Here is a 13,675-nt window from a genome sequence, read left to right on the forward strand (position 1 = left end):
TCCACACCGTCCGGTGTGCGGGGCAGCCATGCCGCCAAGCACGGAGGCGCGCCTTCCGACGGCGGCGCTCCGATGACGCACCGGCAGATCATGGAGGCGCTGTCCGGGCTGCTGCTCGGCATGTTCGCCGCGATCATCTCCTCGACGGTCGTCACCAACGCCCTCCCGGAGATCATCGGCGACCTGGGCGGCGGCCAGTCCGCCTACACCTGGGTCGTCACCGCCTCGCTGCTCGCGATGACGGCCACCACGCCCCTGTGGGGCAAGATGGCCGACCTCTTCAGCAAGAAGGCGCTCGTCCAGATAGCCCTGATCGTCTACGTGGCGGGCTCCGTCATCGCCGGTCTCGCGCAGAACCCGGCGATGCTGATCTCCGCGCGTGCCATCCAGGGCATCGGTGCCGGTGGTCTCTCGGCCCTGGCGCAGATCGTCATGGCGGCGATGATCTCGCCGCGTGAGCGTGGCCGGTACTCCGGTTACCTCGGTGCGACGTTCGCCGTCGCGACCGTCGGCGGCCCGCTGATCGGTGGTGTCATCACCGACACCAGCTTCCTCGGCTGGCGCTACTGCCTCTACGTCGGTGTGCCGTTCGCGGTCATCGCCCTGATCGTGCTGCAGAAGACGCTGCACCTGCCGGTCGTGAAGCGGAAGGTCAAGGTCGACTGGGCCGGCGCCTTCTTCATCACCGCCGCGGCCTGCCTGCTGCTCCTGTGGGTCACCTTCGCCGACGACAAGTACGACTGGCTGTCGTGGCAGACCTACACGATGGTCGGCGGCGCGATCGTCCTCGCGCTCCTCTTCGTCCTGGCCGAGTCCAAGGCGTCCGAGCCGATCATCCCGCTGCGTCTCTTCAGGAACCGCACCATCACGCTCGCCTCGATCGCCTCGCTGTTCGTCGGTGTCGCGATGTTCGCGGGCACCGTGTACTTCTCGCAGTACTTCCAGCTGGCGCGCGACAAGTCGCCGACCATGTCGGGCGTCATGACGATCCCGATGATCGGTGGTCTGTTCATCTCGTCCACCGTGTCGGGCCAGGTCATCACCAAGACCGGCAAGTGGAAGGCGTGGCTGGTCTCCGGCGGCGCCCTGCTGACCGCGGGCCTCGGCCTGCTCGGCACCATGCGCTACGACACCCCGTACTGGCACATCGCGATCTTCATGGCGCTGATGGGCCTCGGCGTCGGCATGATGATGCAGAACCTCGTGCTGAGCACGCAGAACCAGGTCGCGCCGAAGGACCTCGGTTCCGCCTCCTCCACGGTGACGTTCTTCCGTTCCCTCGGTGGTGCCATCGGCGTCTCGGCGCTCGGCTCCGTGATGACCACGCGCATCGCCCACTACGCGAAGGACTCCATCGGCACGCTCGACCCGCAGGAGCAGGCGGCGGCCGGCAAGGCGATGGCCGGCAGCTCGATCCCGAACATGGATCTGCTGCCCCCGCACATCCGCACCTGGCTGGAGAGCGCCTACGGGCACGGCATCGCCGACATCTTCCTGTACGTCGCGCCGATCGCGTTCCTGGCGTTCCTCGTCACCATCTTCATCAAGGAGGTTCCGCTGCGTACGTCCGGAGCCCTCGAGCAGGCCGCGAGCGAGGCGCAGGGCGCCGGTGCCCCGGCCCCCGCCGCCGCCCAGCCCGTCCAGGCCCAGGCCCAGGACGAGCGGGTGCCGAGCCTGGTCGGCGCGGGTGAGCCCGCCGCCGACACCCAGACGCAGCCGCTGGCCGCGACCGCGTCCGTCGCCTCCGGTGACGCCCCGGCGCAGACCGTCGGCGGCGGCATCCCGGTCCGCGGCTTCGTCCGCGGCAACGAGTCCGCCCCGGTCGCCCGGGCCGCGGTCACGCTGATCTCCCTCGGGGGACGGCAGCTCGGCCGCGCGGTCGCCCAGGGCGACGGCCAGTACGGGATCGACGCCCCCGGCGCCGGCTCCTACGTGCTGATCGCCTCGGCCGACGGCTACCAGCCGCAGGCCTCCACCGTCGTCGTCGGCGAGGAGCCTGTCGCGTACGACATCCTGCTCAGCGGCACCAGCGGCCTGAGCGGTGTGGTCAAGGCCGCGGAGACCAAGGCCGCCGTCGTCGGCGCCATGGTCATCGTGACCGACGTGCGCGGTGACGTCCTCGCCACCGGGCTCTCCGGTGAGGACGGCGAGTTCACCTTCGCCGAGCTGGTGCCCGGCGCCGTGACCGTCGCGGTGAACGCCGCGGGCCACCGTCCGCTGGCGCTGCCCGTCGAGGTCGGCGGCACGGGTGTCACCCGCGTCGAGATCGAGCTGAACGCCGGTTCGCAGGTGCAGGGCACCGTGCGCGCCGGGGGCCGCTCGCTGAACGACGCCCGGGTCACGCTCATCGACGCCGCGGGCAACGTCGTGGCGACGTCCACCACCGGTGAGGACGGCGCGTACGCCTTCACCGACCTGGACGGCGGCGAGTACACCGTCATCGCGACCGGCTACCCGCCGGTGGCCACGCACCTCAGCGTGCAGGGCAGTGGCGTCGACGGCCACGACATCGAACTCTCGCACCCCGGCGAGTAGTTCGGAGCAGTTCCGACTGAGTCCCTTATGGACCCCGGACCGGGCGGCCCGCGCTTCGAGCGGAGACGCGGGCCGCCCGGACCGGTTGTGGGAAATGGGCCCCGGACCCGGTGGCGTCGTTAACGGCAGGGGACGGCCGAGACGTCACGGGCCGGGGCCCGTTCACGTCCGGGACCACCTTGATTTCCTTACGTGTGTGAGAACTTGAGCTAGGAGTTGTGACTGATGGGACTGAGTGCGCGGATCCGTACGCGGGACGGCTGGGCCCTGCCGCACGCCGTCGTCACGGTGACCGACATGACCGGCGCGCAGGTGCTGCGCGCCGAGGCCGACGACGAGGGGGCCGTGCACGACGCGTCGGTCCTCACCCCCGGCCCCTACACCGTGATCGTGACCGCTGTCGGGTACGCCCCCGCGGCCTCCACCGCCCTGGTGACGGCGACCGGCCGCGCCGAGGTGGGCACCGTCGTGCTCGCGCGGCAGGGCGGCGCGGAGCTGCCGCCGCCCGGACCGTGGACCGTCGACCCGGCCCACTCCGCCGTCGCGGCGACCGCGCAGCACCTGGGCATCACCAGCGTGCACGGCCGGTTCACCGACTTCACCGCCCGCGTCGACATCGCGCAGGACGTGGAGAAGTCCCGCGTCGAGGCCGTGATCAAGGCCGCGTCCATCGACACCGGCAACGGCATGCGCGACGGCCACCTGAAGTCGCCGGACTTCCTGGACGTCGAGACGTACCCCGAGATCACCTACCGGTCCACCGCGCTGACCCCGGCAGGTCCTGACCGCTGGACCGTCCACGGCGAGCTGAGCCTGCACGGCGTCGTCCGCCAGGTCGACCTCGACCTCAGCTACATGGGCACCGGCGCCGACCCGTGGGGCGGCACCCGCGCCGCGTTCAGGGCGACGGCCGAGCTGAAGCGCGAGGACTTCGCGATGAACTACAACCAGGTCGTCCAGGCCGGCATCGCGGCGATCGGCGCGACGCTCAAGGTCGAGCTGGACATCCAGGCGGTCCAGGGCGACGCGCTGCCGCAGGTCTGAACCGTTGCGACCAGGGGGATTCAGCCGGGGAGGCGGGCGGTGAAGTCGCCCCGGCGCGGCGGTACGCCGCCCACCTGCGTCACGATCCGGGCGCACAGCTCCCGCAGCTTGACGTTCTCGTCCTGGGAGCGGCGGCGCAGCAGCCCGAGCGCGGCGTCCGCGTCGCACCGGCGCCGGGCCATCACGATGCCGATGGCCTGGTCGATGACGCCGCGCGAGAGCATCGCCGTGCGCAGGTCGAGGCCGACCTCGCGCTCGTGCTCGATCCGCAGCGCCACCGCCACGGCGCCGGACGCCTGCGCGGCGAGCTTGCGGGCGGTCTCGCGCCGCTCGCGGAACGCGTCGCGGGTGCGCGCGTAGAAGTTGAGGGCGCCGTAGACGCCGTGGTTCAGGGTGAGCGGCAGTGCCAGCATCGAGCGGATGCCGCACTGCCACGCCTCGGCGGGGAATGGGCCCCAGCGCTTCTCGACCGCCAGGTCCGGCGTGTGCTGCTCGATGCATTCGCGCGCGGCGGTCACGCACGGCCCGGTGTCGGCCTCGTACTGGAGCTGGTCGAGCCCGCTCACCACGCCCTCGCTGGCGGCGACGGTGCGCAGCCGGTGGGCGCGGTGCAGCGTGACGCTGCATCCGCCGGGCCGCACGACGTGCGCCGCCCGCACGGTCAGCTCTTGCAGAAAACCGTCGAGACCGTCGCACTCGGCCAGGGCCCGGTAGAGGGCGCCGGTGTCCAGCGTCCGCGCGTCGGGCCGACCGTCTTCCGAATCAGGGACAGGGAATTCGGCAGGATTGGTCATTTCCTACAAGTAACCCGCGATCCGGCCTTCACGCGTCCCGGGACCGCGCCGCGGTCTCCACGTAGCGCTGCGCCAGCTCCCTCAGCTTTATGTTCTGCTGCTGCGAGGCCCGTACGAGGTGGTCGAAGGCCTCGGCCGCGTCGACCCCCTCGCGCGCCATGAGCAGACCGGTGGCCTGGCCGATGAGGTCCCGGGTGCGCATCGCCTCCGTGAGCTGCTCCTGCACGGTGGCGGAGTCGTGCGCCAGGGAGACGTGCGCGGCGAGCATCCGGCCGACGCGCAGGCTGCGCTCGTCGTGGCCGCCCGCCTTGCGCCCGTAGAGCACGAGCGCCGTCAGCTGCCGCCGCTCGGCGCGCAGCCGCAGCGCGAGCACGCAGCTCACACCGAGGACGGGCAGGGACTGCCCCGCCCCGTTGACCTCGGCGGTGTCCTCCAGGACCGCGACGGGCGCCTCCCACAGCCGCTCCCAGAACGCGCGGTGGCCCGGCATCCCCGTCACCGCCTGGGCGCTGCGCGCCGTGTCGTCGCTCCAGGCCACCGACTCGGGTACGAGGTCGCGGCCGACGGTGACGATGCCGGCGTGGTCCGCCCCCGGCACCAGGTGCACGGCGAGGCGCACGGCGGTGCGCAGGGTGGCCTGGGGGCCGGTCTGCTCGTGCAGCTGACGTGCTGCCACGGTGAACGCCTCGGCCAGCCGGAAATCGGCAGCAGAAGACGGCGGAACTTCGGGAAAACTGGGCGCAACCACCACGAACCTCTTCAGCGAGCATGACCGTATGGCCATGCGCGGGGAGAGCTCCGCAGCACATTCCCGACTGCGAGCGCAGGACGGACAGAACTCTAGCCGTTTCCTTAAGAAGAAGTGGATTTGGCAAGGAGAGCGACGCGGGGCCTTCGTGGGTGGTGCAATGGAAGCCGGGTCAGGAAGCGGCTCGTGTCCACCGACCGACCACGATCCCCGGTCTGGCAGGTGTGCCCTGTGGCCACTCCCCTTCATCTCGCGCCCGTCGACATCGCCGAGCGCACCGTCGTCACGTTCCCGCCGGAGATCGATCTCGGCAACGCGCCGGTCCTGCTCACGGAGGCCTGCACCCTGGCCGACGAGCGCGCCGAGCGCGTCGGCCACTTCGTCCTCGATCTGACCCGCACCACGTTCCTCGACTCCCAGGGCGTACGCCTCCTGCTCGACCTGCGCAGCTACCTGCGGCTCTACGGCACCTCCATGCGGGTGGCCGTCGCGCCGACCGGGGCGGTGCGGCGCGTCCTCACCCTGTCCCAGGTGCGGCGGGACGTGCCGATGCACGACAGCGTGGAGGAGGCGTTACGGGCGTGCGAGACGTAGGCGCCCCGCGCCTTCAGGGGGTCCCGCGCTGTGCGGGGGCGCCGCATAGGGGGTCCCGCGCTGTGCGGGGGTGCCGCATAGGCTGGGCTCATGGCTCCGAACATCGCGACCAACACCCGCGTCTCCCTCGACGAGTTGCTCGACTTCGTACGCCCCCGCCACCGCGCCCTGCTGATCACGGCCCGCGCCGACGGCACCCCGCAGGCGTCCCCGCTGACCTGCGGCGTCGACGACTCCGGGCGCATCGTCATGTCCACCTACCCCGAGCGCGCCAAGACCCGCAACGCCAAGCGGGACCCGCGCGTGAGCGTCCTCGTCCTCAGTGACGAGTGGAACGGCCCGTGGGTCCAGATCGACGGCGCCGCCGAGGTCATCGACGCGCCCGACTCGGTCGAGCCGCTCGTGGAGTACTTCCGGAACATCTCGGGCGAGCACCCGGACTGGGACGAGTACCGCGCGGCGATGGTCAAGCAGGGCAAGTCGATCATCCGCGTGACGCCGGAGCGGTGGGGCCCGGTGGCGACGGGCGGATTCCCGGCGCGGCTCGCGCAGGACAGCTGACGTCACCGGCTCCGCAGAGAGCCGGCCCGGCTCAGGCCCGGTCGGACGGCTGGGCGGCGACCAGCGCCTCGATGCCCGCGACGAGCAGGTCGAGCGCGACCTGGAAGTCCGCGTCGCGCAGCTCCTCGACCGTCCGGCTGCCCGCCTCCGCCGCCATGTGCTCCGCGTGCCGGAAGTCCTCGGCCATCTCCTCCGGCACCCGGAACGCCGCCATCGCCTCGTGGAAGTAGTCGTCCTGGGACATGCCGGCATCGGCGCACCGCTGCCGGAAGTGGCCCTCGATCGTGCCGTAGCCGTAGACGAACTGGAAGACGGAGGCGATGGCGCCGCGCTGCGCGGACATCGGGAGTCCGGTGGCGCCGATGACGCGCTGGACGGCGCGCGCGAAGCGCAGCGAGTTCGGCCCGATGTTCAGGTAGTTGCCGATCTGCGGTGAGACCCAGGGATGGCGCACCATCAGGGCCCGGTACCCGGCCGCCAGCTCCCGTACGTGGACCCGCCAGTCCCCGGCGTCCACCTCCTGCGGCCCCGGCACCTCCAGCTCGCCGAAGACCCGGTCGAGGGCGAGTTCGAGCAGGTCGTCCTTGGTGTCGACGTACCAGTACACGGACATCGCGGTGACCCCGAGTTCGCCCGCGAGGCGCCGCATGGAGAACTTGGCGAGCCCCTCCGCGTCGAGCAGCCGCACGCTGGCCTCGGTGATGCGGTCCCGGTCCAGGCCGCTCGGCTGCTCACTGCGCCGGGTGCGCGGCGTTCTGGCCGCCGGGGTCTCCAGCCAGATACTCATCCGCGCTGCCTTGGCCATGGCGCACCCTCCCAGAAGTCGCTCGTGAGCGGGCGGACCCTGGACCCCCGAGGGAATCCGCCCGTCCGCCCGCTCCGATGCTATGCGGAAGCCACCACCCGCTATACGGAAGCGGCGGCCACCACTGAATCCCGCTCCGCGGAGGCGGCGGCCTCCACTGAGTCCCGCTGTACGAAGGCAGCGGGACTCAGCTGCATTTCGTTATGCAGGAGTGGTGCCCACCGCTGAGTCTGCCCTCTCCGCGCGCCGCAGCAACGCGGCGGCGAGCAGCCCGCCGACGAGCACGGCGACGGCCCCGACCAGCTGACTGGTCTCCAGGCCCGAGGAGAACGCGTCGGCGATCCGGACCCGCTCCGCGTCCGATGTCGCCGCCGCGAGCGCCGCGGGCAGCGAGGCGGCGGAGACCGAGACGAGCGCCGCGAACCGGGCGTTGAGGACCGCGCCGAGCACGGCGACCCCGAGACCGTTGCCGAACTCCGCGAGCGTGCCGTTGACGCCCGCGCCGACGCCCGCCTTCTCCGGCGGGATCGCGCTCATGATGGCGTTGGCCATGGCCGGCATCGCGAAGGCGATCCCGGCGCCCATGACGATCAGGCCCACCAGCATGCCGCCGTAACGGTCCCCGCCGAGCAGCGCGATCGCCACGAGCCCGGCCGCCAGGCACGTCATCCCGGCCGCGATGGTCAGCGGCGTACCGAGCTTCGGCAGCAGCCGCGCGCCGACCCCGGTGAGGTTGAGCGCGACGACGGTGAGCGCGAGCGGCGCGGTCCGCAGCCCCGCCTCGAGGGGCCCGTACCCGAGCACGAACTGGAGGTGCTGCGTGAGCAGGAACAACGACCCGCCCATGCCGAACGCGACGAGGATCGCCCCGGCCACCGCGCCCGTGAACTTCTGGTTCTTGAAGAAGTGCATGTCGAGCATCGGATACGGGATGCGCAGCTCCCACACCACGAAGGCGCCCATGACGACGACACCGACGGCGGCGGAGGTGAGCGTGGTGGCGGAGGTCCACCCCTCGTCGGGCCCGGAGATGATCGCGTACACGACCCCGGTCATGCCGATCGTGGACAGCACGGCGCCGAGCAGGTCCGGCTGGTCCCCGCGCGGATTCTTCGACTCCGGTACGAGGACGAGCGTGGCGACCAGCCCGACGACCGCGACCGGGATGTTGATCAGGAAGATCGCGCCCCACCAGAAGTGGTCGAGCATGAACCCGCCGAGCAGCGGCCCGACGGCGAACCCCAGCGAGTTGACGGTCGCCCACAGCCCGATCGCCTTCACGCGCTCGGCGTCGTCGAAGACCTGCACGATGACGGCGAGCGTCGTGGTCATCAGGAGCGCGCCACCGACGCCCATGCCCGCGCGGGCGGCGATCAGCTGCCCGGTGGACTGGGCGAGCCCGGCCACCAGCGACCCCGCCCCGAACAGGACGAGCCCCGCCGCGAGCATCTTCTTGCGCCCGTACCGGTCGGCGGTGCTGCCCGCGGTGAGCAGCAGCCCCGACTGCACGAGCGAGTACGCGCTGATAACCCACTGGATGTCGGCGGTCGACGCGTCCAGCTCCCTGGTCAGGGAGGGGATCGCGACGTTCAGGACGGTGTTGTCGAGCAGCACGGTCAGCTGGGCGAGACAGATGACGCCGAGGATGATCCAGCGCTGCGGGTGGCGTTCGGGGGCGGTGGGTGAGTCGTTCGCGGTGGTGGTTTCCGTCATGGTTCCCCCTGCGTGCTGCTCCGTGGTCCGCGCGCCTGTGCGCGCCTTACCTATACACCGTAAGGGCACAGCTATACGCCGTACAACTCATTAATGGGCGTACGTTTCCGCCATGCCGACGCGTACTGGAGCACTGCCTCGACTGGCCCTGTCCGCAGCCCTGCTGGGCATCGCGGCGACCGCCGCGCCGCCCGCCTCGGCCGCGGCCCGCCACCACCGCCCCGTCCCCCTCCGCATCGCCACGTACAACATCCACGCGGGTTCCGGCATGGACGAGGTCTTCGACCTGGACCGGCAGGCGGCGGCCCTGCGGGAGCTGCGCGCCGACGTGATCGGCCTCCAGGAGGTCGACGTCCACTGGGGCGCGCGCAGCCAGAACCTGGACGTGGCCCGCGAGTTGGCGGACCGGCTCGGGATGCGGGTGTCGTTCGCCCCGATATACAGCCTCGACCCGGCGACGCCCGGCGGGCCCCGCCGCGAGTTCGGGGTGGCGGTGCTGTCCCGGTATCCGATCCGCGCCGCCGCGAACCACGAGATCACCCGCCTGTCCACACAGGACCCGAACCCCGTCCCGGCCCCGGCACCCGGCTTCGGCGAGGTCACCCTCAAGGTCCGCGGCGTACCGGTCCAGGTCTTCGTGACCCACCTGGACTACCGGGCGGACCCCGCCGTACGGGCGGCCCAGATCGCGGACACCCGCCGCATCATGACGGCCGAACGAGCCGCCGCCCCCGGGGCACGCCAGGTCCTCCTCGGCGACTTCAACGCGGCCCCCTCCGCCCCGGAACTCGCCCCCCTGTGGACGGAACTGACGGACGCGGGCCCGCCCGAAGCCGGCACATATCCGGCGAGCACTCCGACGCGCCGGATCGATTACGTGGCGGTGGGCCGAGGAGTACGCATCAAAACGACCTCAATCCCAAACGAGCCGACAGCATCGGACCACCGCCCCGTACTCGCCGAGGCACTAATGCCCCGCTAGGGGCGCGGGGAACGGCGCGCCCAGCCACGACGGCGGGCGCGCCGACGAAAACGAGACGCCCCCTCAGGGGCGCAAGGAACGGCGCGCCCAACCACAACGGCGAGCACGCCGACCGAAACGAGACGCCCCCTCAGGGGCGCAAGGAACGGCGCGCCCAACCACAACGGCGAGCACGCCGACCGAAACGAGACACCCCCCCAGGGGCGCGAGGAACTGCGCGCCCAGCCACAACGGCGAGCACCCCGAAGACAAGACCCCGCCCCTCCCCCTGACGCGAAGCGCCAATTCCGGGAAGGGGCGGGTTGGGGAGAATCTCAGCTCTCCCCCTGAGTCAGGTCATAGAACGTGACACTCCCGACCGTCACCTTGACGAAGTTCTCCTCCACCCAGGAGGCAATCTCCGCCGAGGCCCCGGACCCGGCCCCGGCCCCGGACCCCCCGGACTCTCCACCCGCGATGAAGTAGTGGATCCGACCGTCCTCGACGTACTGCTTGAACTGGGCAAGCGTAGGAGCCGGATCCGTCCCGTTGAACCCACCGACGGCCATGACGGGATCCCCGGTGGCGAGCTGATAGCTGGCCTGATTCTGCGACCCGACAGTGGCGGCGACCCAGGTGTAGTCCCCGGCGCCCTTCTGAAGCAGCTTCTTGGCAGCGGCGCTGACATCGGCCCCGTTGAGCAGCCCACCCATGCCACCCCCACCCTGTCCCTGCGACATCTCCGCGCCGGGCCTCTGGCTCCGGCCCTGACCAGGCATGCCCCCACCGGGGAAGCCACCCTGCCCCTGCCCCTGCCCCTGCCCCTGCCCCTGCTCCTGCCCCTGACCCTGCCCCTGTGCCGGGCCCTGTGCCTGACCTGGCTGCCCACCAGGCGGCTGCATACCGCCACCACCCCCGGGCCCACCCCCAGGCCCACCCCCAGCCATACCCATCGCACTGGCCCCCGAAGGCCCAGCCGTGACGATCGACCCGGTATGCCCGGTCCCCAACGTACTGACGGTGTAGGCAACCGGCGCCGCAAGCGAAACAACAACCCCGAGCCCGGCGGCCGAGAGCGCGACAGACCGCCCGACCCGCCCCACAAGGGCAAGCCCACCCCCCGCCGCCAGCCCCCCGACAAGCACGCCCCACCGCAACCAGGGCAGATAATCCGGCACCCGCCCAAGCAGCACATACGCCCACACCCCACTGACGACAACAACCGCCCCGAGCGTCACGGACGCCCCCACCCGGGCCCGCTCCTCCCAGAGCACCGTGACGCCCATACCGACCAGCGCCGCGATATAGGGAGCGAGAGCCACCGTGTAGTACTGGTGGAAAATCCCGGCCATGAAACTGAAGACGAGCCCGGTCACAAGAAGCGACCCACCCCACGCGATGAACGCGGCCCGAGCCGTATCCCCCCGCTTGGCCCTCCACGTGAGCACGACCCCGGCGACCAGCAGAATCAACGCGGCAGGGATCAGCCAGGAGATCTGACTGCCGATCTCTGAGTTGAACATCCGCCCGAGCCCGGTCTCCCCCCACTGCCCGGTCCCCCCACCCGCACCACCGGCACCGCCGCCACCCCCACCGACGGACCCGGTCTCCTCACCGTTGATCCGCCCGAGCCCGTTGTAGCCAAAGGTCAGTTCGAGGAACGAGTTGTTCTGGGAGCCGCCGATGTACGGCCGCGAGGACGCGGGCCACAGCTCCACGACCGCCACCCACCAGCCGCCCGCGACGACCATCGCGAGCCCGGCGAGAGCGAGCTGCCCGAGCCGCCTGCGCAGCCGGGCCGGTGCGAAGACCCCGTAGAGGAGGGCGAGCGGCGGCAGGATCAGGAAGGCCTGCAGCGTCTTGGTCAGGAACCCGAGCCCGACGGCGACCCCGGCGAGGACCAGCCACTTCGTACGGGCGTGCTCCATGGCCCGCAGTACGCAGTACACCGTGACGGTCATGAGCAGGGCGAGCAGGGCGTCCGGGTTGTTGAACCGGAACATGAGCGCGGCGACGGGAGTCGTGGCGAACACCGCGACGGTGATCAGACCCGCGGCGGCACTGAACCGCCGGCGCACGGCCCCGTACAGGACGCCCGCCGTGGCGAGCGCCATCAGGACTTCGGGGACGAGGATCGCCCAGGAGCTGAGCCCGAAGAGACGGACGGACAGCACCATGGGCCAGAGTGCGGCCGGCGGCTTGTCGACGGTGATGGCGTTGGCCGCGTCGGACGAGCCGAAGAACATCGCCTTCCAGCTCTCGCTGCCGGCCTGGACGGCGGCGGAGTAGAAGGAGTTGGCGTAGCCGGAGGCCGACAGGTTCCAGAGGTAGGCGAGGCCGACGACGAGGAGCAGGGCGAGGAAGGCGGGCCGCACCCAGCGCGCGTCCTCGGCCCGCCCGCGCCACACGCGGCGGGGGAAGGAGGCCCTCGGGCGCCCGTGCCCCGGCGCCGACCGGACCGGAGCCACGTCATACGGACGGATGTCTGTGGTGTCTGTGGTGTCTGTGGTCATCGGAGATCCCTGGGTCCGGGTTCGGGCGTCCACGAGGGCGGCGGGTCGGCTTGCTCGTTGAAGACCCACGCCCGGAACAGCAGGAAGCGCAGCACGGTCGCCGCGAGGTTGGCCGCGATGAGCACGGCGAGCTCGGTGGAGTGCGCGGGGGCGCCGGACGCCGCGTTGAGGGCGGCGAGCGACCCGCTGGTCAGGGCCAGGCCGATGCCGAAGACGACGAGGCCCTGGGCCTGGTGGCGCACGGCCCGGTCGCGCCCGCGGACGCCGAAGGTGAGGCGCCGGTTGGCGGCGGTGTTGGCGACCGCGGAGACGAGCAGCGCGAGCGCGTTGGCGATCTGGGCGCCGGAGAACGTCCGGAAGCCGGAGTAGAGCAGCAGGTAGAGCAGGGTCGACAGGCCGCCGACGACGCAGAACCCGACGAGCTGGCGGGCGAGCCCCTTGGGGACGCCGGCCAGTTGCCGGTCGCGCGGGTCGTCACCGAAGGGGCGCACGAGCCGGTCGAGGGGGAGCGAGCCGGTGGCGAGCGCCTTGCCGACCCTCCACACACCCTTGAGGTCCTCGGTCGCCGTCTTGACGATGTGGACGGTCGAGTCCGGGTCGTCGACCCAGTCGACGGGCACCTCGTGGATACGGAGCCCCGCGCGCTCGGCGAGCACCAGCATCTCCGTGTCGAAGAACCAGCCGGTGTCCTCGACCAGCGGCAGCAGCACCTGCGCCACATCCCGCCGGATCGCCTTGAAGCCGCACTGGGCGTCGGAGAACCGGGCTTGCAGCGATCCGCGCAGGATGAGGTTGTAGGCCCGCGAGATGAACTCCCGCTTCGGCCCGCGCACCACCCGCGAACTGCGGGCGAGCCGCGACCCGATCGCCAGGTCGGAGTGGCCGGAGATGAGCGGGGCGACGAGCGGGAGCAGCGCGTTGAGGTCGGTGGAGAGGTCCACGTCCATGTACGCGAGGACCGGCGCGTCGGACGCCGACCACACGGTGCGCAGCGCCCGCCCGCGCCCCTTCTGTTCGAGCCGGGAGTACCGGACCTCGGGCAGGTCCGCGGTCAGCCGGCCGGCTTCCTGCGGTGTGCTGTCCGTGGAGGCGTTGTCCGCGATGGTGATGCGGAAGCGGTAGGGGAAGGTGCGGAGCAGGTGGTGGTGGAGTCTGCGGACGCAGGCGCCGAGGTCCTTCTCCTCGTTGTAGACGGGGATGACGACGTCCAGAACGGGGCTGCCGGGGGCGTCGGGGGAGCCACCGCTGCCCACGGGGAGGTGCTCCCGCGCGGGCAGCGCACGGAACGTCGCGGCGCGGCCGGACGTAGCGGAGCGGCCGGACGTCGCGGCGCGGCCGGACGTCGCGGCGCCCCCGGCAGTGGGGCCGAGGCCTTCGGAAGAGTCGGTTCGCATGCCATCGACATTC

At 71.5% G+C, this 13,675-nt stretch carries 11 protein-coding genes; 5 read left to right on the forward strand and 6 right to left on the reverse strand.

Translation table 11 applies throughout. From position 1 onward, the window contains the following. Positions 1–72: 72 nt before the first annotated feature. Together N5I75_RS27070 and N5I75_RS27075 are read left to right on the forward strand one after the other, a co-directional pair. Positions 73–2,535 carry an MFS transporter gene (locus N5I75_RS27070; RefSeq protein WP_476682328.1) on the forward strand — a complete coding sequence of 821 codons (2,463 nt, stop codon included), beginning with the start codon at positions 73–75 and terminating at the stop codon, positions 2,533–2,535. Between the two features lie 225 nt (positions 2,536–2,760). After that, the gene (locus tag N5I75_RS27075) at positions 2,761–3,579 is read left to right on the forward strand and encodes a YceI family protein (protein WP_476681516.1); all 819 of its coding nucleotides are present in this window, start codon (positions 2,761–2,763) and stop codon (positions 3,577–3,579) included. A 20-nt stretch (positions 3,580–3,599) separates the two neighbouring features. Here N5I75_RS27075 and N5I75_RS27080 read toward each other — a convergent pair whose 3' ends face one another. Together N5I75_RS27080 and N5I75_RS27085 are read right to left on the reverse strand one after the other, a co-directional pair. Next, a complete protein-coding gene (locus N5I75_RS27080; protein WP_476681518.1) occupies positions 3,600–4,373 on the reverse strand; it encodes an ANTAR domain-containing protein in 774 nt (257 codons plus the stop codon). Positions 4,374–4,401: 28 nt separating this feature from the next. Next, positions 4,402–5,049 (reverse strand): ANTAR domain-containing protein, encoded by a 648-nt coding sequence (locus tag N5I75_RS27085; protein ID WP_476681520.1) that lies wholly within the window; start codon positions 5,047–5,049, stop codon positions 4,402–4,404. Between the two features lie 303 nt (positions 5,050–5,352). Here N5I75_RS27085 and N5I75_RS27090 point away from each other — a divergent pair, with 303 nt between their 5' ends. Continuing rightward, positions 5,353–5,715 carry an STAS domain-containing protein gene (locus tag N5I75_RS27090; RefSeq protein WP_476681522.1) on the forward strand — a complete coding sequence of 121 codons (363 nt, stop codon included), beginning with the start codon at positions 5,353–5,355 and terminating at the stop codon, positions 5,713–5,715. 90 nt (positions 5,716–5,805) lie between these two features. Continuing rightward, the gene (locus N5I75_RS27095; protein ID WP_476681524.1) at positions 5,806–6,276 is read left to right on the forward strand and encodes a PPOX class F420-dependent oxidoreductase; all 471 of its coding nucleotides are present in this window, start codon (positions 5,806–5,808) and stop codon (positions 6,274–6,276) included. A 31-nt stretch (positions 6,277–6,307) separates the two neighbouring features. Here N5I75_RS27095 and N5I75_RS27100 read toward each other — a convergent pair whose 3' ends face one another. Both N5I75_RS27100 and N5I75_RS27105 read right to left on the reverse strand, forming a co-directional pair. Beyond that, complete coding sequence (locus N5I75_RS27100) at positions 6,308–7,063, reverse strand: TetR/AcrR family transcriptional regulator (protein WP_476681526.1); 756 nt, start codon at positions 7,061–7,063, stop codon at positions 6,308–6,310. Between the two features lie 219 nt (positions 7,064–7,282). Next, on the reverse strand, positions 7,283–8,794 hold the full coding sequence (locus N5I75_RS27105; protein WP_476681528.1) for an MFS transporter: 1,512 nt from the start codon (positions 8,792–8,794) through the stop codon (positions 7,283–7,285). 112 nt (positions 8,795–8,906) lie between these two features. Here N5I75_RS27105 and N5I75_RS27110 point away from each other — a divergent pair, with 112 nt between their 5' ends. Continuing rightward, entirely contained in the window at positions 8,907–9,776 is an 870-nt protein-coding gene (locus N5I75_RS27110; RefSeq protein WP_476681530.1) for an endonuclease/exonuclease/phosphatase family protein, read from the forward strand. Positions 9,777–10,090: 314 nt separating this feature from the next. On the opposite strand, the gene N5I75_RS27115 is transcribed toward N5I75_RS27110, so the two are convergent. Further along, on the reverse strand, positions 10,091–12,268 hold the full coding sequence (locus N5I75_RS27115) for an ArnT family glycosyltransferase (protein ID WP_476681532.1): 2,178 nt from the start codon (positions 12,266–12,268) through the stop codon (positions 10,091–10,093). Next, positions 12,265–13,662 carry a bifunctional glycosyltransferase family 2/GtrA family protein gene (locus N5I75_RS27120; protein ID WP_476681534.1) on the reverse strand — a complete coding sequence of 466 codons (1,398 nt, stop codon included), beginning with the start codon at positions 13,660–13,662 and terminating at the stop codon, positions 12,265–12,267. The genes N5I75_RS27115 and N5I75_RS27120 overlap by 4 nt, the downstream gene beginning before the upstream one ends. Positions 13,663–13,675: the final 13 nt, after the last annotated feature.

The organism is Streptomyces sp. R818, assembly GCF_056172735.1.